Annotated in this window: 14 protein-coding genes; 6 read left to right on the top strand and 8 right to left on the bottom strand. The window is 41.3% G+C overall.

The annotated features are described in order from the left end of the window. Window positions 1-102: 102 nt before the first annotated feature. Window positions 103-957 (top strand): tRNA pseudouridine(38-40) synthase TruA, encoded by an 855-nt coding sequence (truA, locus tag KPY62_RS12990; protein WP_216582876.1) that lies wholly within the window; start codon window positions 103-105, stop codon window positions 955-957. A 131-nt stretch (window positions 958-1088) separates the two neighbouring features. Beyond that, a complete protein-coding gene (gene infA, locus KPY62_RS12985; protein WP_007395612.1) occupies window positions 1089-1313 on the top strand; it encodes a translation initiation factor IF-1 in 225 nt (74 codons plus the stop codon). A 361-nt stretch (window positions 1314-1674) separates the two neighbouring features. On the opposite strand, the gene KPY62_RS12980 is transcribed toward infA, so the two are convergent. The 5 genes from KPY62_RS12980 to leuC form a co-directional block, all read right to left on the bottom strand. Continuing rightward, complete coding sequence (locus KPY62_RS12980; protein WP_216582872.1) at window positions 1675-2763, bottom strand: L,D-transpeptidase family protein; 1089 nt, start codon at window positions 2761-2763, stop codon at window positions 1675-1677. Between the two features lie 363 nt (window positions 2764-3126). Continuing rightward, window positions 3127-4230 (bottom strand): 3-isopropylmalate dehydrogenase, encoded by a 1104-nt coding sequence (gene leuB / locus KPY62_RS12975; protein ID WP_201622492.1) that lies wholly within the window; start codon window positions 4228-4230, stop codon window positions 3127-3129. Between the two features lie 80 nt (window positions 4231-4310). After that, window positions 4311-5066, bottom strand: coding sequence for a hypothetical protein (locus KPY62_RS12970; protein WP_216582870.1), 756 nt, complete (start codon window positions 5064-5066; stop codon window positions 4311-4313). A 121-nt stretch (window positions 5067-5187) separates the two neighbouring features. After that, the gene (leuD, locus tag KPY62_RS12965) at window positions 5188-5838 is read right to left on the bottom strand and encodes a 3-isopropylmalate dehydratase small subunit (RefSeq protein ID WP_216582868.1); all 651 of its coding nucleotides are present in this window, start codon (window positions 5836-5838) and stop codon (window positions 5188-5190) included. Window positions 5839-6209: 371 nt separating this feature from the next. Next, window positions 6210-7628: a 3-isopropylmalate dehydratase large subunit gene (gene leuC, locus KPY62_RS12960; RefSeq protein WP_216582866.1), complete on the bottom strand. Its 1419-nt coding sequence runs from the start codon at window positions 7626-7628 to the stop codon at window positions 6210-6212. 364 nt (window positions 7629-7992) lie between these two features. On the opposite strand from leuC, the gene KPY62_RS12955 reads away from it, so the two are divergent. Both KPY62_RS12955 and putP read left to right on the top strand, forming a co-directional pair. Then, a complete protein-coding gene (locus KPY62_RS12955) occupies window positions 7993-8865 on the top strand; it encodes a LysR family transcriptional regulator (RefSeq protein ID WP_201622487.1) in 873 nt (290 codons plus the stop codon). Between the two features lie 1203 nt (window positions 8866-10068). After that, complete coding sequence (gene putP / locus KPY62_RS12950) at window positions 10069-11580, top strand: sodium/proline symporter PutP (RefSeq protein WP_216582864.1); 1512 nt, start codon at window positions 10069-10071, stop codon at window positions 11578-11580. Between the two features lie 352 nt (window positions 11581-11932). Here the strand turns inward: putP and KPY62_RS12945 are convergent, their stop codons facing one another. From KPY62_RS12945 to KPY62_RS12935, 3 genes are all read right to left on the bottom strand, one after another. Next, window positions 11933-13375, bottom strand: coding sequence for an OmpP1/FadL family transporter (locus KPY62_RS12945; protein WP_216582862.1), 1443 nt, complete (start codon window positions 13373-13375; stop codon window positions 11933-11935). Between the two features lie 338 nt (window positions 13376-13713). Continuing rightward, entirely contained in the window at window positions 13714-14955 is a 1242-nt protein-coding gene (locus KPY62_RS12940; RefSeq protein WP_216582860.1) for an OmpP1/FadL family transporter, read from the bottom strand. A gap of 190 nt (window positions 14956-15145) precedes the next feature. After that, window positions 15146-15400 carry a SlyX family protein gene (locus tag KPY62_RS12935; protein ID WP_216582858.1) on the bottom strand — a complete coding sequence of 85 codons (255 nt, stop codon included), beginning with the start codon at window positions 15398-15400 and terminating at the stop codon, window positions 15146-15148. A gap of 211 nt (window positions 15401-15611) precedes the next feature. Here KPY62_RS12935 and KPY62_RS12930 point away from each other — a divergent pair, with 211 nt between their 5' ends. Together KPY62_RS12930 and petA are read left to right on the top strand one after the other, a co-directional pair. Continuing rightward, on the top strand, window positions 15612-17549 hold the full coding sequence (locus KPY62_RS12930; protein ID WP_216582856.1) for an ATP-binding cassette domain-containing protein: 1938 nt from the start codon (window positions 15612-15614) through the stop codon (window positions 17547-17549). Between the two features lie 584 nt (window positions 17550-18133). Continuing rightward, on the top strand, window positions 18134-18718 hold the full coding sequence (gene petA, locus KPY62_RS12925) for a ubiquinol-cytochrome c reductase iron-sulfur subunit (RefSeq protein WP_216582854.1): 585 nt from the start codon (window positions 18134-18136) through the stop codon (window positions 18716-18718).

The raw sequence follows: 18718 nt of genomic DNA, 5'->3' as shown, positions 1-18718 counted from the left end.
GTCAAAGATTAGCGAAATACTAGTAAAAACTCAACCACAACAGTAGCGAGTTGACCTCGATATTGCTAACCAATCACCAATAGGACTGTACCTAAAACTCTTATGATAGAACCCAATTTTGCCACAGCGCTCGAAAATAGTAATACCGAACCCGCCACTTATACCTTAGCGATTGCTATTGAGTTTTTGGGTACCCACTATCATGGCTGGCAAAGACAAAGGGAAGTATTAGGGGTACAGCAAGCACTAGAGACCGCCATCAGCACTGTGGCCAACGAGACCGTTGAAGTAGTCGCTGCTGGGCGCACTGATGCTAGCGTTCATGCTAGCAATATGATCGCCCACTTTGTCACTCATGCTTATCGACTGCCTCATAACTGGCTACGTGGGGTCAATAGCTTACTCCCTGGTGACATTGCATTAAGGTGGGTACAGCCTATGCCTGACGATTTTCATGCACGTTTTAGCGCTATGGCTCGACGCTACCGTTATATCACCTTGAACCAGCCTCAGCGCCCAGCTATCCTTAATCATCAAGTCACTCATGTTTATGAGCCCTTAGATCTGGCAGCGATGCAACTGGCGGCTGCGGATATAGTAGGTACTCATAATTTTACTAGCTTTCGAGCGGCAGCTTGTCAGTCTAATCAGCCGGTACGTAATGTCAGTCATGCTAAACTTTTTCAACATGGTCAATTTATAGTTTTTGATATCCAAGCGGATGGATTTTTGCATCACATGGTACGTAACTTGATGGGTACTTTATATGCCATAGGCCGCCATGATTTATCGCCAGCCAGCTTTAAACAGATACTAGCAGCAGAGGATCGTACTATTGCTCCTCCTACTGCCTCAGGTGACGGGCTATACTTTATCAATGCTTATTATCCTGAACACTTCCAACAGCAATTGCCCGCTGCGCCTTTAACCCCTATTTGGCTCAATCTACCTGAGTAATGAGCTTAAATATTAAAAAACAGATATACATATCACTTACACAGTGTCAAGCAAAAATCATATGTCCGGTTGCGTTAAGGCGCTAACTTACGTATAATATGGGCTTATTTTTCATTGATTGATATAGAATTATGGCCAAAAAAGACGACATTATTGAATTTGAAGGCGAAGTCATTGACACCCTTCCTAACACTCTGTTCAAAGTTCGTTTAGAAAACGGACATGAGATCATTGCTCACATCTCAGGTAAGATGCGTAAGCATTATATTCGTATTTTGACTGGTGATAAGGTCAAGGTTGAAATGACCCCTTATGACTTGTCAAAAGGTCGCATCACTTATCGTGGTAAAACTTAATAGCTATTTTAACTTAGTGGGCGCTTTATCCAGCTAATACAGCCAGCAATCATTGATTTATAGCTGGATGGACTATAGGATACTAATAATAAATACCCGCTCACTGTAGTGACTTGAAACATTGTTAGTTAAGACATTGTTATTTAAGTTCTTTAAAATAGCTTTACTAGATATATGCAAGCTTACCCTATTGCTTAGGCCACTGCTTAAGCAATAGAATAAGCTAAAATTTAATCCTAATGCCCATAAAAATACCGCTAATATCAGCGGTATTTTTATGTCTTTTTTATAACTATTATTTCATATAGTTGCCTATAGTTACTGAGCTTCAGCCATTTTTTTCTACTTGTATTTAAACCTTCTATTTGAACTCAACTGTAGCACCATTCTCAATGGTACCTAATAGTGCCAACGCATCCCAGTTAGTCAAACGTATACAACCTGCTGAAGCCTGACGGCTGATACGAGCAGGATCTGGCGAGCCATGAATACCATAAGAAGGTTTACTCAGCCCAATCCAAACGGACCCTACAGGGTTGTTTGGCCCTGGTGGAATAATAGACTTGCTACCATCATCAGCAGTATAAGTATAGTTAGGTTCATGAACTTTGACTTTTACAGTATGACTACCAGTAGGTGAAGGCGTCGAGGTACTGCCTACTGTAGTAGGATAACTGGCAATCAACTTATTGTCTTTGTCATAAGCATATAAGGTCTGAGTGGTTTTGTCAGCGACCACTCGACTGACTGGCTTAGTATTAGGGTTACTAGGATTATAGACAATGATAGTCTCCCCTGCGCTAAACCTAGCGCTTGGATTGAGCGACTTTATATACTTCTCATTCATATGGAATTTTTCTGCCAGCCCCTCCAACACACTCTCGTAATACATGCCATCTAGTTTAGCCTTAGCCTCTGCACTAGCAGGAATCGTAGTGGTTTTTATATTAATATCATCTTCAGTTAGCTGATAATTAACTAATACTGGTTGACTAGTTAAGCGTTCACTCGCCGTTAGTGCCTGCCAAGTTTCCTCATTTAAAGTATCAGTTACGCTTAAGTTTTTAGCTTTTTGAAAGGCTTGCATAGCTTTACGAGTATTTTTACCCCAATAGCCATCGACAGCCCCAACGCCATGCTGATGCCAGTTCAATAATGCTTGCAGTTTAGTGCCTAAACTGCGATCTATTTTTACCCCTCTTGTCCATTTAGCGCTATTCACTTTTTGCGCCGTCTTTGGCAATTTATCAGTATTATATTTGATAGTAGGTAGCAGCTTATTTAACGAAACTGCTGTTTTACTATCCCCTGTTAGTTTTTGACTAACACCATTAGTGACTGGACTAATATCAGCATCAGTATTAGGCGCTGCTATAGCTGGACTCATAAATAGCATAGTAGACAAACCAATTGCTGCCATAGCACTACTAATTTTAGTTAATGAATACATGTGGTTTCCTCAAGTTGTTTTAGTATTTTTATATTGATGGTTTTTTAATTATTCATTCCAGTTATTTTTTGGCACTTATAGCACTTATAGCACTTATAGCACTTATAGCACTTATAGCACTTATAGCACTTATAGCACTTATAGCACTTATAGCACTTATAGCACTGTCAATCATGCCATAAGCTCATGTGAGCATACAATAGTATTGTGTTAATAGACGCCTACCCTTAAGGTATCTATGTTAATATCTGCCGTTTTGCCAGCAGAAAGTAACTAGCACAAAAAAACCTATAAATAGCTGAGCTACTTATAGGTTTTATGATGATTAACTAGAGGGCTAAGATAGCAACCTCAATAATAAATTTACAACAGTTTGGCCAGTACCGCTTGACCCATCTGCTTACATCCTACTTGGATCAAGCCAGCTTCGTTTTTATCCAAAATATCTATAGTACGTAGACCATCATCTAATACATCACTTACCGCTTGCTCAATCGCTAGAGCGGCCTGTTCTTGCTTAAAGGTATAACGCAGCATCATAGCCACAGACAAGATAGTCGCTAGTGGGTTGGCTTTATCTTGCCCAGCGATATCTGGCGCTGAACCATGACAAGGCTCATACATGCCTTTGCCGTCTTTATCTAGACTGGCAGAAGGCAGCATACCGATAGAGCCAGTCAACATAGCCGCTTCATCAGACAAGATGTCACCGAACATATTGCCAGTAACCATCACATCGAACTGCTTTGGATTTTTGATCAGCTGCATACAAGCATTATCAGCATACATATGCGACAAGGCCACATCGCTATAGTCGCTCTGCTGCATAGCTGTCATAGTCTGCTTCCACAGCTCCGTGACTTCTAACACATTGGCTTTATCCACTGAACACACTTTTGGTGCTAACCCTGAAGCTTTTGCTCGAGTTCTCGCCAGCTCGAAGGCTACTTTACCTATGCGCTGAATTTCACTAGTGCTATAGACCATAGTGTTATAGCCTTGCTGCTCACCATTTTCTAAAGTGCGAATACCGCGTGGCTCACCGAAATAGATGCCTCCAGTTAGCTCACGTACAATCAGTAAATCAAGCCCTTGGATAATCTCAGGTTTGATACTCGAAGCATTCACTAGCTGAGGATAGAGTTTAGCCACCCGCAAGTTAGCGAAGAGACCAAGCTCGCTACGAATCTTTAGTAGACCTCGCTCAGGACGCTTGCTACGCTCTATAGCGTCCCACTTAGGCCCTCCAACAGCTCCTAATAATACAGCGTCAGCAGCGCGCGCACGTGCCAGCGTTTCTTCTGGTAAGGGCTCACCAGTAGCATCGACTGCCACGCCACCAATCAGTCCAGACTCAAGGGTTAACTGTAAATCGAACTTATTATTAACTGCGGTTAATACATCAAGCGCCTGGGTCATGATTTCAGGACCAATACCATCGCCTGCTAAGGTTAAAATCGTTGCCATACTATTCCTTGTCACTGGTTGCTCATTAATAATCAATAACTTTGACCATAATGAGGTAAATTATCCATGCCATTATAAAGCTAGTCGCGTTTGTTATTTTTGTTAGCTTTATTTGCTAGTACTAATTCTACAAACTCGCCTTGACTTTCTGCATCTGGCTGCTTGCAAAAACGACGTTTTAAAACTTTATCTTTTAACAAATCAATACACAGTGGTGTAGGTGAAGCACTGTCTAATAAACTGTCATTATTTTCAGCGAGCTTTTGACGGTAGGCTTGTACCACATAAGTACCTTGTTCTTTAAACTCGTCAATCAGGGCAAAACGTTCAATATAATCGACATTATTCTCAGGATAAAAATTGACGTGTACCTCACGTTTGATCGGCTTAACACTAGCATAATAATTAGTCAGGTTCGGCATAGCAGAAGCGGTTAGCGGTATTATTTTTACTGACTTATCATTAGTCAACTGTGACGCCTTAGCCTGCAATTGTGCTTGCTCAGCTTTACTAAGCTTAGCATAAGGCTTGCCATTAGTCCCTGCCATAGAAACTAACAGTGCGGAATTAACAGGCTTATGAGTGTCTGTTGATATTATGGCTGTATTATCAATTCGAGTAATTTCACAATGATAAGTACCTGCGCAAGCAATGTTGACTTCATTAAGCATAGGAATGATTTCTCCTGCCCACACTTGCGCTTGCTCAGCATTTTCTATTTTTTTATAGCCTGACTGAGAGCTTAATAGGGATTGGCAGCCTGACATAGCTAACAAAGACAGCAAGCTGATTGCTACTGCTGTTTTATTGAATAAAGTATAAATTTTTTCATTCATAATGATAGCTACTGTCTAGGTTAGTAATAAGTTATCTATTATTCTAGCCACATTGTTACTATAACTCAACGCCATAGTAACAACTGTCTATCTTTATTTGTAGCAGTAGCCAAAACTATATCTAGGCATGCACTTGGTTAAATATCCAAGGCGTTTTTTGCATCATTTCTTGCTCATAAGTTTTAATAGCGTCGCTCTGCTGCAAAGTTAGACCGATATCATCAAGCCCATTCAACAAACAGTGCTTACGAAAAGCATCAATCTCAAATGGGTATTCTTCACCTGTTGGCGTAATAACCACTTGGCGCTCAAGATCAGCACTTAGCTCATAGCCTTCGTTAGCAAAAGTAGCTTGCATAAGACTATCAACGATAGCTTCATTGAGAACGATAGGTAGCATGCCGTTTTTAAAACAATTATTATAAAAAATATCAGCGAAGCTTGGGGCAATCACCGTACGAAAACCATACTCTGATAGCGCCCAAGGGGCATGTTCACGGCTAGAGCCGCAGCCAAAGTTCTTACGCGCCAATAGAATACTCGCGCCTTGATAACGCGGTTGATTCAGAATAAAGTCTGGGTTAATAGGACGATTACTGTTGTCTTGACCAGGATAGCCTTCATCTAAATAACGCCAATCGTCAAATAGATTTACCCCAAAGCCAGTGCGCTTGATAGATTTTAAAAACTGTTTGGCAATAATTTGATCGGTATCAACGTTTGAGCGATCCATCGGGCAGACAATGCCCGTTTGGGTGTTATAAGCTTGCATGATTATTCCTATTCTATTTTTAATAAAATCAATGTAATGGTAGTGGCTATAAACTTACCAAGTGTACTTAAAATGAACTTTATTCATTGAAGAAAACTCAACCACATTATTCTCTTTAAAATGAATTTTTCTAGCCAAATTATCAGTAACTATAATAGTAGCCACATGAACCTGGTTTATTTTGCATATCCAGTAAATCATAGGACTGGCAACACTAGCCAATTGATAGTCATTTAAAATCATAGTTATCAATGCTTTCAAAGGCAGTGTGGATTCTAGGCCGAGCTCAACACAATGAGGGGCGTCAATGTCATCAGCTATACCAACAGAATCTCTAGTTACTTCAAACTTAACTATGATTTTAAAAAGTCTCAGTAATCACGCACATCGACAAAGTGACCCGCTAATGCTGCTGCTGCTGCCATCGCAGGACTAACTAAATGAGTGCGTCCCCCATTACCTTGACGACCTTCAAAGTTACGGTTAGAAGTTGAAGCACAATGCTCTTGTGGTTCAAGCTTATCAGCGTTCATAGCTAAACACATCGAGCAACCGGGCTCGCGCCATTCGAAGCCAGCGTCAGTGAATAACGTATCTAAACCTTCAGCCTCAGCTTGCAGCTTCACTTGTCCAGAACCAGCAACCACGATAGCCTCTTTAATAGTACTAGCTACTTTGCGCCCTTTGATTACTGCTGCTGCATCACGTAAATCTTCGATACGTGAGTTAGTACAAGAGCCAATAAAGATACGATCAAGTTGAATATCGGTAATTTTTTGGCCGCCTTCTAGACCCATATAAGTATAAGCGCGTAACCACCCTTCCTGCTGCGACTCATCAACAGCTTGATCAACAGTCGGTATCGACTGAGTGATATCAACCACCATCTCAGGAGAAGTACCCCAAGAGACTTGCGGTGCGATTTTGCTACCATCGATTTCAATAACAGTATCAAATACTGCATCAGCATCCGAGTGTAGCGTGCGCCAATAAGTTTCCGCTTGCTGCCATTGCTCTGTTGTTGGCGCGTAAGGACGGCCTTTGACATAATCGATAGTGATATCATCAACTGCCACCATCCCTACACGAGCACCCGCTTCGATAGCCATGTTACAGACGGTCATCCGCCCTTCCATACTCATCGCTTCGAATACTTCTCCAGCAAATTCGATGGCATGTCCTGTACCGCCTGCAGTGCCAATTTGGGCAATAATAGCCAATACTACATCTTTTGAGGTCACCCCAATGCCAAGCTTACCATTGACCCGAATCTGCATATTTTTCATTTTTTTGGCAATCAAACACTGAGTGGCCAGTACATGCTCGACTTCTGAGGTGCCAATACCATGAGCCAAACAGCCTAAAGCACCATGAGTAGCCGTATGTGAATCACCACAGACTACAGTCATACCTGGTAATACTAGGCCTTGTTCAGGGCCGACGACATGCAAGATGCCTTGCCGCGCATCATTAATAGTGAACTCAGCAATATTAAACTTAGCGCAATTATCGTCTAAAGTGACTACTTGTAAGCGGGAAACTTTATCTTTGATCCCAGCTACACCTTGTAAGCGCTCTTTAGTGACTGTCGGTACGTTATGATCAGGGCTAGCAATATTGGCAGACAAGCGCCAAGGCAGTCTATTGGCTAATTCCAAGCCTTCAAATGCTTGCGGACTAGTTACCTCATGCAATAGATGGCGATCAATGTAGATTAGGCTGGAGCCATCGTCACGCTTAGTGACTTCATGGGCATGCCAAAGTTTGTCATATAAAGTTTGAGCGGCCATATTACTGTCCTTTCTTGGTGGCTAATTGCTAGCTATTCCTACGGATAGGGTACTTTGCCTATCAAATCACTATAGATACAGTATAGGAAGTAAGTATTTTAGCGTCAGCTGCCTGTTGTTATTGAGAGTATCGCAAAATCGCTAGCGATCATTAGTTACTAATATTACTTACTAAAGAGGGTTATCGAAAATATTTATCATATATAGTGTCAATAATTGTCTTGATACCTTGTGATTATAACAGCCTAATTCTATAATAATAATTGATGATTTTTATCTATTCACAAACTTTTATTTCTAAGAAGTTTTGATTGGGTAAGACAACTTTTATTTATGATTCGCTTTTATAGCTAAGGATACTAGTTTGAATACTACTAATTTGATTACATTTGTCACGGTTATGCAGATAGGCAGTATATCAGGCGCAGCAGAAAAGCTGTTTATTACTCAGCCTGCAGTAAGCAAACGTATCAAAAATTTAGAAGATGAGTTCAAAATTACTTTATTTGATACGGTAGGAAGAGGCATTGTACCGACTCAAGCAGCTAGCGAGATGCTGCCTCATGCTAAGCGGTGGCTGGATGATTATGAAAACTTTAAGATAAACTTACAGCATTCAAAACATATTATATCGGGGAAGTTAGTCATCGGCACTAGTCATCATATTGGCTTACATCATTTGGCGCCAGTATTAAAGCACTTTATTCAAAGTTATCCAGCAGTACAGCTAGATGTACGTTTTGTCGATTCAGAAGAAGCCCACAAAGCAGTGCTTGATGGCGATTTGTCATTAGCTTTCATGACCTTGCCTCCAGTCTACGACAAACGCTTAACTTATCATACTTTATGGTCAGATCCGCTGTACTTTATGACCGGCACCCTATCCCCCTTGGCTAAGAAAACCAACGTTACTTTAGAGCAGCTGGCACGTTATCCTGCTATTTTGCCTTCTGCCAACACTTTCACTAGTCAAATTACTTTAGCAGAGTTTGCCAAACATAACTTAAAACCTTATGCCACTATGAGTACCAACCCGCTTGAGTCAATCCGCATGTTAGTCTCAGTAGGTCTTGGTTGGTCAGTACTACCCCAAACTCTTATTAGCCAAGATTTAGAACGTATAAATATGGCAGATAATATAGAGCTACAACGCTATTTAGGTGTGGTGATCAATCCAAAACTAACGCCTTCTAGCAGCGTTACCGCTTTACTTGACTTACTCTCCCCTATTGATTAACTGATCAGAGCAACAGTTTAAGTCATCAAAGTAACTGGTTGTTGATTGTCGTTTATGACTCAGATAGATCTATAGTCTATATTTACTTTATTTGTTGATCGACTGTTTACTGTAATCTAAGTGCGCTGGCAGTAGCATTGAAAGACTTTATAATACTAAGCCCTGTTTAACTGTCGACCACAGCCCTTTTATATTATTAGTAGCTATATTATTGACAGCCATTATTTTTAAGGGCTATTTTCAAAGCAGTAGCCAGATAAAGCTCTGTAGACTAGTCTTAGTAAAGGCCTAGTTCTGGTAATAGCTAGTTCTGGTAATAGTAAGTACACGGCAATAATAACTCCTTTCCCAGCGGCCAGCATAGCTGTTGTCTTGCCGACGGGCGAAGCCGTACTTGGCTTACTCCGTTGGCAACACTGACGGCAAAATTGCCTGCTGCTATTAATGAAAAAGGTATGGTAAATCCAGTTAAACTAATAAGAGTCAACAAGTTGTAGAAAATACTAATACTAAAAGTTCATCTTCCATTCAAACCTTGTCCGGAATCTAGCTTGGTTTAACTAGCCTCTATCAGTAGCGTCTACTTGTAAATATTCAACACTGGTTACGGTACCGACTATTTTACAAAAAATTACATTAGTAATATTGATTAGTACTAATTGTATATCTTTAGCAATCTTTTATTGCAGGTTGGTTTTAAAACCTGTATAAACGGTTTGTTAGTTTAATTAATTAACCTCTCTAAATTAGCAGGTTTATTTTTAACCAGTAAATCAACGCAAGCTATTGAATTTAGAGATTATTAGATGACGATGGTTAATGAGGCTAGTAGTTTATTAGTGGCTACACTTCATAATAAGTCACTTATAAGATCAACAATAATACTATTAAGACAGAGCAGAAAAGACTAAATAGTAGACAGACTAACAGTTTTAGATGATTGATTTTATCTGGATAAGCTGATTGTCAGCAACATAAAGCAAGTCTGAACAAGCCGCTAAATTACTATCAATCATGTAAAAATTTTAGCAACTATTTACTTAATATCAAGTTGCTTGCCAATTATTAAATATTACTGGTATTAAGTATTTCGTACTTCTGCTTTTTTCTGCCTTTCAATACTCTCTTTCGATAGTGAATTTATAGTTGTCTGTCTTATAGTTATATCTCATTAAAGCCAAGCAGTTGGCTAAGGACAGTTATATGAACGGAGTTTCAAGTGGCGTACTGATATCGCTTGGCGCCTATTTTTTAGTGATGCTTGGGATCGGTGTTTATGCTTACTTTAAGCAATCCAATGACACAGAAGGTTATATGCTTGGTGGCCGTAGTTTAGGCCCAGCAGTAACAGCATTATCCGCCGGGGCATCAGACATGTCTGGTTGGCTATTACTAGGTCTACCTGGCTATATGTATGCCGACGGGATCGTCAGTGTCTGGATTGCACTAGGCTTAACCCTTGGTGCTTTATTAAACTACATTATCGTTGCACCTCGTCTGCGAGTTTATACTGAGGTCGCCAACAATGCTATTACCTTACCTGATTACTTCGCCAACCGATTTGAAGATAAGTCGCATATGTTGCGCGTTATCTCAGCGATAGTTATTATTTTATTCTTCACGGTTTACACTGCAGCTAGCTTAGTTGGTGGTGGTAAGCTGTTTGAAAGTTCACTAAATCTTTCTTATGCTACTGGCTTATGGGTTACCGCAGGCGTCGTTGTCGCTTATACCCTGTTCGGAGGCTTCTTAGCAGTGTCTATGACTGATTTTGTGCAGGGTATTATCATGCTATTTGCCATGATAATTGTGCCTGTTGTGGCCTTTACTGATCTTGGTGGTATCTCAGCGGCTACTACTGCTGTCAAAAACATTGATCCAAACCTACTGAACTTCACTAATGGTTTACCGGATGGTATGGCGATCTTAGGCATTATTTCCTTAATGGCATGGGGTCTGGGTTATTTCGGTCAACCGCACATTATTGTCCGCTTTATGGCGATTCGCTCGGTTAAAGATGTTCCTACCGCCCGTAACATCGGTATGAGCTGGATGGTTGTTAGCTTGATTGGTTCATTAATGACTGGTTTCGCTGGTCGGGCTTATGTACAAAAAACCGCTATGACTTTAGAAGATCCAGAAACGATCTTCTTAGTATTCACTCAGTTCTTATTCACGCCATTAGTCTCAGGTTTCTTGTTAGCAGCTATTTTAGCGGCAATTATGAGTACCATCTCATCACAGCTGTTAGTAGTATCAAGCTCGCTAACTAAAGACGTCTATAAGCTCTTCTTAGATAGAGAAGCTTCAGAGTCTCGCCAAGTAATGGTAGGACGTATCTCAGTTATAATCGTTGCTGTAGTGTCAATCATGTTAGCTTCGGATCCCAACAGCTCAGTACTAACCTTAGTATCTAACGCTTGGGCAGGATTCGGTGCCGCATTTGGACCTCTAGTTATCTTTAGTCTTGTATGGCGTGGTATGAACCGTAATGGTGCAGTTGCCGGTATGGTTGTTGGAGCGTTAACGGTTATTTTATGGATATATGGCCCATTCCAGATGAATGGTATGGCGCTCAATAGCTGGTTATATGCTATCGTTCCAGGCTTTGTGTTAAGTACTATCGCTATCTTTGTGGTGAGTATTGCAACAGGCGGTCCAAAACCTACCGTTGCTGCTACCTTTAAAGAGATGGAGCTTAATTTACACAAATAAGCTTAGCTTATTTACTATAAATCATAATTACAAACTTCGTTGCTGTTACGGTAGCGAGGTTTTTTATTGGCTATCTATACTAGTATTTAGTTTTTCCAGCTAACAGAATCTTGGTAAGTTGGTGATTTTAGCGTAATGCTTTTGCTACTATCATCAGCTATGAAGTGGACTATTCACCATTGAATCAACGGCCATTTAGACCCAAAATAATGACTACTGTTATCTATTCACTTCCATAGTATTTCACCCGCTAGTTACTTTACCTTGCGTAAATCACAGCCACAAAAAAGCGACCCTTTAGGATCGCTTTCTTATAGTAACTCTTAGAGTAGTTTTACTATGCGTTTAGCGCTTAGAAGCCTTGCTTGGCTTGATAAGAAAGCTTGGCACCTAAGATGTAACCATCATTATCTTGGAAGTCACCAACGATTTTACCCGATGGTAATCTACCTTTGGCATCACCGAACCATAAGTATTTACCACCAGCTGATACTGCCCAGTTTTCGGTAAAGTTGTACTTAGCACCAAGACCAAGGCTGTAATAGCCATCGATAGGACCAAGTGAAGTAGTTTCATCACCAGTACCACTATCCCAGCCTACTGTGCCACTAACAGCAAGTGCTGGCGCTATACGCTTGGCCACACCTAGTTCTACTTGCCACTGATCATCATCATAATCAACTAAGTTTAAACCATTAGGACCATAGCTGCGCTTACTAACCTCATTATATAGTGGTGGCGTAATGGCAAAATCGCTCCAAGGTACCCAGCGTACTTTAGCCGTAGCTAAAGTGGTTGGATTCAGGCCAGTTTGAAAATCAAAGTTAACGGATTTAGGAGTAGTAATACGATAATTACTATTCTGAGTAGCCGCAGCTGGATTACCTGCTAAGGTTCCTGCTAGAGGATAGGTTTCAGAGACATCTAAATCATGATCAATTTCAGAACGATAAGTCAACGCTGCTTTTAAAGCAATTTCAGGTTTGCTATAAGACATTCCAGCGATATAACCATAGTCCATATTAGGATTACTGTTTGAAGTATAGCCAGTAGCCGGGCCATAAGCCAATCCACGCAGTTTTACTTCCGCTTGAATACGCTGAGCAACTGGGCCACCGTAAATTTGGAATTCTTTATTAGCACCAAACTTAGCACCAAGGATAGCCGTTAAGTTTTCGCTACGTACTTCAACATTGGTATTTTGACCTGCCGTACCGAACTCTCCATTAACAATGCCAACTGCTGGAGCTAATGCTGTTAAAGCACCTTGCTCTTGCGGCGTCAAAGTGCCGCCTAGTCCTATTTTACGTTGAAGAGCATTCACTGTAGCTTGTGCTTGAGCAAAACTAGTGACACCAAGTGGTGAACTTGGACCAATAAGACCTCCAGAAATACGCGTAATAGTAGCTTCACGGGTATCGCCACTTTGAGCTACAAAGTTGCTTTCCTTATATTCAGCAGCAGCACCGAACGGCTCATCATAAATAATACCTACACTAAAAGTGTCATTGATATCCGCTTTTACCCCATAGCGAAAGAAATCGTATGATTCAGCGATATCACCAGTGTCCTGACCTTCGACATAAGTATTGCTAGTAGGAACAACGTTGGCACTGTCTTTACCACTGACATCAGCATCAATATAAGTATAGACGGTTTCAGCATAGAGTCCATCTTGGAAAAAAGCAGTGATGTCTTGACCTGAACGATCTAGGCCAGCAGCGCTAGCGGCACTAGCAACAGAAAAAGCAGCAACTGCTACCGCAAGGGTTTTTAACTGAAAAGTAGGGCGCATTATATCTCTCCAAACATCCGCATTGTTTTGCCGTTAGTACAATTAATTTGTTACTAAATATAAAAACGGCGTCCTGAATTGAATAGTAATTGCTTTCTGACACTAAAACAACAATTAAAGTACTTTATTTCTTGGATATGACTGAACAGTACAAATAGTATTTACAAAGCTGTTAGAAAGCTTGCAACTTAAATAACGCTGTATCACAGATATAAAAAAAGCGACCCTCTAAGGATCGCTCTATAAATCGATAACTATTTGAACCTTAATGATAAATCCGAAAAACTAAGGGCAAATTTTTATCAAAAACTCTAAAATATGATATTTGGCTTTATAAGCTATTGCTTAGCTTGATAAGACAGCTTAAGACCGAGTGCATAGCCATCATTGTCTTCAAACTCACCAACGATGTTCTTTGAAGGTATTTGTCCTTGTGCATCTCCGAACCACAAGTATTTACCGCCAGCTGATATCGCCCAATTTTCAGTGACATTATACTTAGCACCAAGGCCTGCGCTATAGTAACCTTCGATAGGGCCTAATGACGTTACTGGATCGCCAGCACCACTATCCCAGCCAATATTACCAGTTACGGCTAGTGCTGGTGTAAGGCGTTTAGCTAGTCCAAGCTCTACTACCCACTGATCTTTATCATAGCTCACTAATGGCAAGCCATCAGGACGATAGGCAGGATTAGCAGTGCTCACCTCATTGTATAGTGACGGCACGATGGCAAAGTCGCTCCATGGTACCCAGCGCACCTTTGCAGTGGCTAGCGTCGTTGGATTAATACCCGTTTGAAAATCAAAGTTTACTGACTTAGGGGTAGTAATCTCAATATCACTACTTCTGTTTGTTGGAAATGCAAACGGTCCACCAGCTACTGGCGGTATAGAACCACCAATTATCGTTGCCAAAGGATAGCTTTCAGATGCTTGCGAGTTATGCTCAATCTCAGAGCGATAAGTCAACGCCGCTTTTAACGCTATCTCAGGCTTACTGTAAGCAACCCCCGCTAGCCAGCCGTAATCTTGGTCAGCACTGACATGAGTAGTATAACCATTAGCTGGGCCATAACTTAAACCGCGTAACTTTACATCAGCTTGTACGCGCTGAGCAACTGGACCACCATAGAGTTGAAAATTCTTATTAGCACCAAGTTTTGCGCCAACGATACCGGTGATACTTTCAGTACGCACTTCGACATTAGTCCCTTCACCATTTCTAGGTGAGTTAGGATTTTGATCGACGAAATTATTATTGCCTCTATAGTCAGCTGATGCCCCAAAAGGCTCGTCATACAACACACCCACACTGAAAGTATCGTTAATATCAGCCTTTACTCCATAGCGGAAGAAGTCATAAGACTCAGCGATATCGTCGATGCTGTGGCCTGATGCATCAGTACCTGTTACGTCAGCATCTAGATAGGTATAGCTAACCTCAGCGTACAAGCCATCTTGTAGAAATGCAGTAATATCTTGACCCGAACGATCCAAGCCAGCAGCACTAGCAACGCTAGCGATAGAAAAAGCTGTGATAGCCACAGTAAGCTTTTTTAATTGAAAAGTGGCTTGCATAATGATCTCCAAACATCCTTATTGTTGCACTACTCCGGCTAGCTAATAGCTGGGCAGCAGTTTGAGCGAAGAATATTAATGTCTTTTGCTTAGTAAGACAACCATCAAAATGCTCTATTTGGCTATTATGACTAGGCAGTCATAAGGCGGTTATTATGATACTAACTTTACCCTGCCACTATAACAGCGATTAATAGTGGGGCGGGCGATCAGCCATGATATCGAATGGCGCAATGCCCTCCTCGCCGCTTTGACCTTCCACTTGTTTATAAACCAGTTGCAGCTGACGTTGCAAATCACGAATATTTTTGTCTTGGTGAGTAATGACTTGATCCAGACGCTCTACCGTCATCTCTAAATGAGCCATAGTCATTTGTAATTCAATCACTTGCGCAGTAAGTTCCCCATGGGCGTCAATATTAAGCGGTAATGCCGATGTAGTCATAGTTTTCTCTTTAATTGTTTTGTTGATAATATAGTAAGGTCAAGGGTTGTGTTTACAGTAAGCAGGATAAAGTTTTTTGTACACTCGCTAAAGTGGTATAGCAGCATGTTATAATGGCGGCGATTTAGTCATCGCCTTTATTCTAGTCAGAATAAGGTGTCTATCAGGCTAAAACCTATTCCACTTACTATATATAAGCTTAAGATACTTTATGGCACTGATACATTTAAAAGATATTCATCTCGCCTTTGGCGTAGCTCCCGTTCTTGACGGCGTAGATTTTAGCATTGACGCTGGTGAGCGTGTGTGTTTAATCGGTCGCAATGGCGAAGGTAAATCTACTTTGTTCAAACTGATCAGTGGTACTTTGCAGCCTGATAGTGGCGAAGTCATCACTAGCAGCAGTGTGCGTGTTGCTATGCTTGAGCAAGATGTCCCTGAAACTAGCGGTCGCATCTTAGATATCGTCATGGGTGGCAGTCGCCGCACTGCCGATCTACTCATCAGCTATAACCAGCAGACTAATCTTTGTGCGGATGGCGACATGGATGCCTGTGAGCGCATGGCCACCTTGCAGCATGATATCGATGCGGTGCATGGCTGGGATCTGGAGCGTGAAGCTACCCGATTAATCACTACTATGGGACTCGATCCTAATGATGACTTGTCCTCATTGTCTGGTGGTCGTAAGCGCCGAGTACTATTAGCCCGATCTTTAGTCACTAAGCCCGATGTACTATTACTTGATGAGCCAACCAACCATTTAGACGTTGATAGTATCGAGTGGCTGGAGCGCTTCTTGTTAGACTGGCAGGGTTTGACCTTATTATTCGTCACCCATGATAGAGCCTTTGTGAATAAACTGGCCACTCGTATCGTTGAGCTGGATCGTGGATTATTGACTAGCTATGATGTGACGCAAGGTGAAGGTGGCTACGCTCGTTATCAAGAGCTTAAAGAGCTGCAACTACTAGCTGAAGAAAAGAATAATGCCAATTTTGATAAAAAACTGGCCCAAGAAGAAGTATGGATTCGTCAAGGCATCAAGGCACGTCGTACCCGTAATGAAGGCCGTGTTCGTGAGCTAAAGGCTTTGCGTGAAGAGCGCGGTGGTCGCCGTGATCAAGTCGGTAACGTCAATATTACTATGGATGCTGGCGAGAAAAGTGGCAAGCTGGTCTGTAAAGTCAAAAACCTACACCTTGAATATGATGGTAATGTGCTAGTCGATAATTTCACTACTACTATCATGCGTGGTGACAAAATCGGTATTATTGGGCCAAACGGTGCTGGTAAGACCACTTTGATCAAAGCCTTGCTAGATATGTCTGACGATGAAGTTATCAAAACGGGTAATGTCGAATTGGGCACTAACCTCAAAATCGCCTTTTTTGATCAGTTGCGTGATCAGTTAGACCTAGAAGCTAGTGTGGCGCAAAATGTCTCGGAAGGCTCAGACTTCGTCGAAGTTGGCGGTCGAAAAACTCATATTATGAGCTATCTACAAGACTTCTTATTTGCTCCAGAGCGCGCACGTACTCCTGTCAAAGCCTTGTCAGGTGGTGAGCGTAACCGCGTACTACTAGCTAAGCAACTACTAAAGCCTGCTAATATTCTAGTGCTCGATGAGCCAACTAACGACTTGGATATGGCAACGCTTGAACTCTTAGAAGAGTCTGTAGCTAGCTTTAACGGCACTATATTGCTAATTAGTCATGATCGCTCATTTATGGATAACGTAGTCACTTCCACTTGGGTATTTGATGAAGACGCAGAGGGTAAAGGCGTTGTGCAAGAGTATGTTGGTGGCTATCAAGAATACTTAGTACAAAAAAACCGTGTCCAAGCCGCACAAGCAGCAAGATCTAACAGTGTCGCTCCTAAGAATGCGGCTAAACTTACACCAGCCGCGGTTAAGTCCAATAAAACGGCAAAAAAGCTTAACTTCAATGACCAGCGTGAGCTTGATGCTCTGCCAAAAGAAATTGCGGCTTTAGAGACTGAACAAGCTGAGCTGCAACAGAAACTAGCCGATGGTTCTTGGTTTATCAAAGAATTTGATGCGGCTACTGTGGCTAGCGAACGCCTATTAGCTATTGAAGAAGAAATGATGGGCAAACTTGAGCGTTGGGATATGCTTGAAGGTTAAGCTATATTAGCTTGAAGGCTACACTATGCTGTATAGCCGACTGAATCTCTAAGTTGACAATCAATAGCCTTAAGTAAATATAAAGTTGTTGATTGAAAACTTTTAGTTTGAAGATATGTTGATTAGAAAACATCTTCCATTGCTGTCATTTAAAAATAGGGTTATAACCACAATGACATGCAGGTGACAATAGATTACGTTTGCTATATTTTGTCTATTTACCTGACCGAAACATACTGAAAGTTAGTGAACATTGTCTTCATTTGAAGTATCATTCCCTATTGTTAAATACCCTTATAATTTATAAGGTAATCGATACCCAAACTTCGGTAATGTATATCTTGTCTCAAACAGTGATAACAAAATGGCTACAGGCATTTTTATAATGTTTACCAGTCAAGTATAGCCTATCGGGTCTGCTTTATTTTTAACACAATAATTTGTTTTATGACCAAAATAGCTTAGAATAGCAACAATTAGCAAAATTAGGCACCGCTAAAGTGGCTGGTAACTGACATTGTAAATTTCTAAGACACAAACCCAGTGTGGGATAATCCCATTTCATTCACCTGGAGGAAGTATTAATGAGCCAAGCCGAAGGCGTTAATGTACAACGTCGTAGAGTTCTTATTGCCTCAACTGCCGCAATTGGCGCCGCTGGGGTAGCTGCTGTTGCCACCCCTTTTGTGCGCTCTTGGTATCCAAGTGCCAAAGCAGAAGCTGCCGGAGCAGCAGTTACCCAAGATATTGGTTCTGTCGAAGAAGGTCAAATGATCGTCGTGAAATATCGTGGCAAACCTATCTTTGTGGTCAAACGCACGGAAGAAATGTTAGGTAACTTAAAGCCAGTAATTCCATTACTCTCTGACCCTGACTCTCTTGCGTCACTACAACCTGAATACTGTGCAAATCCTACACGTTCATTAGATCCATCAATATTGGTGGTTGAAGGCGTGTGTACACATTTAGGCTGTGCTCCAAACTACCGTCCTGATATTGGTGCAACTGACTTAGGTGGTAATGATTGGTATGGTGGATTTTTCTGTCCTTGTCATGGCTCTAAATATGACTTAGCGGGTCGTGTTTATAGTGGCGTTCCAGCACCGCTAAATTTACCTATTCCAGAATATAGTATGGATGGTACCATCTTAACGGTTGGGGAGGCTTAA

Origin of the sequence: Psychrobacter sp. TAE2020 (genome assembly GCF_018919485.1) — a bacterium.
Classification (GTDB): Bacteria; Pseudomonadota; Gammaproteobacteria; order Pseudomonadales; family Moraxellaceae; genus Psychrobacter.
The sequence above is the reverse complement of the archived record's forward strand: the minus strand, read 5'-3'. Positions and strand labels throughout refer to the sequence as shown.